Below are 1,386 nucleotides of genomic sequence, written 5' to 3' on the forward strand. Positions count from 1 at the left end.
GGCGGTCTCAAGTTCCAAGCGCAACGCTATTGAAGGGTGCTCGGGCCAGCGACCGATTTCTTGAGCACCTCGGCGTAAACTTCCAGCGGCGTGCGCCAGTCCAGTGTCTTGCGCGGCCGCGTGTTCAGTGAGTCGGCGATCTCGTCGAGCTCTTCCTGGCTGTAGACCGACAGATCCGTGCCCTTCGGCAAGTATTGCCGCAACAGTCCGTTGGTGTTCTCGTTGGAGCCCCGCTGCCATGGGCTATGCGGGTCAGCGAAGTAGATTGCCGTACCGGTTTTCTGCGTGATCTCGGCATGCTTCACCATCTCTCTGCCCTGGTCGTAGGTCATGGACAGACGCAGGGCTCGTGGCACTTCATTGAGCTTGTCGCTGAAGCCAACGGCCGCCGCGGTGGCCGTGGTGCCATCCATCTTCGCCAGGATCACCAAGCGCGTGGTGCGCTCCACCAGCGTACCGACGGCGGAGCGATTGTTGGCACCGATGATGAGATCGCCCTCCCAATGGCCAGGCATCAGGCGGTCTTCGATCTCAGGCGGCCGCATATGGATGCTAACGAGCTCGGGAATCTGCTGGCGTCGATCCTTGCCACGGCTACGTGGCCGACGCTTGCCGTTGCCCTGCCGCAGGCAGGCGATGAGCTCTTTCTTGAGGCTGCCACGGGGCATCACATAGAGCGCGTTGTAGATGGCCTCATGCGAGACCTGTCGACGTGATTCGTTAGGAGACATGCGCTTCAGTGTGCGGGCTATCTGTTCCGGTGACCAGTACTTGCGCAGCAGGTAGACCACCAGCTCGAAGAGCTCGCCGTCGGGATGCAGCTTGGGACGCTGACGTGGCCGATGCCGCGTCAGGCGAGCCCGGTAGCCCGCCAAGCCGGCATCGTAGCCCTTGATGGGGTCGACCGTGTGGCGAGCGAGTTCTCGCGACACGGTGCTCGGTGCACGGCCCAGATGAGTGGCGATGGATCGGATTGAATGAGTCGCTCGCATCATCATGATGGCGGCTCGGTCTTCAGCAGTGAGATGGCGATAGCAGTAAGTCATAGCAACACCGTACCTGATGGGTCACGTGTTGCACTTGCTCATTGAGACCGCCATCCTTACAAAAACTTTCAGCTGCAATCTAGTTAATGTTAAACTAATTTTTATTCATATATAAACAAGTGGCAGTCACTATGTAAGCGACTGCCAACTCATACCGATTTCTAACAATATCGCGTTCATTTTTACCTAGTAGCAGCCCGGCATACTGCTGATACTTCATCTCTCTACCGCCCTTTACAACTTCAAACATATCTAGCTGAACACCCGTATCACTTATCTCTTTCAACCCATACGAGTTCAGCATGCGCTTTACGTCATCGCTGCAGTTTTTTCCAACAAC

2 protein-coding genes are annotated in these 1,386 nt (G+C 56.8%); both read right to left on the minus strand.

Annotated elements, in window-relative coordinates; all coding sequences use genetic code 11:
* Window positions 1-26: 26 nt before the first annotated feature.
* The gene (locus CXF87_RS12030; protein ID WP_035565798.1) at window positions 27-1,046 is read right to left on the minus strand and encodes an IS30 family transposase; all 1,020 of its coding nucleotides are present in this window, start codon (window positions 1,044-1,046) and stop codon (window positions 27-29) included.
* A gap of 94 nt (window positions 1,047-1,140) precedes the next feature.
* Window positions 1,141-1,386: hypothetical protein (locus tag CXF87_RS22070; RefSeq protein ID WP_232774910.1), on the minus strand; the 246-nt coding region annotated here is incomplete at its 5' end.

Origin of the sequence: Halomonas sp. MES3-P3E (assembly GCF_002836035.1) — a bacterium.
In the GTDB taxonomy this organism is placed as follows: Bacteria; Pseudomonadota; Gammaproteobacteria; order Pseudomonadales; family Halomonadaceae; genus Vreelandella; species Vreelandella arctica.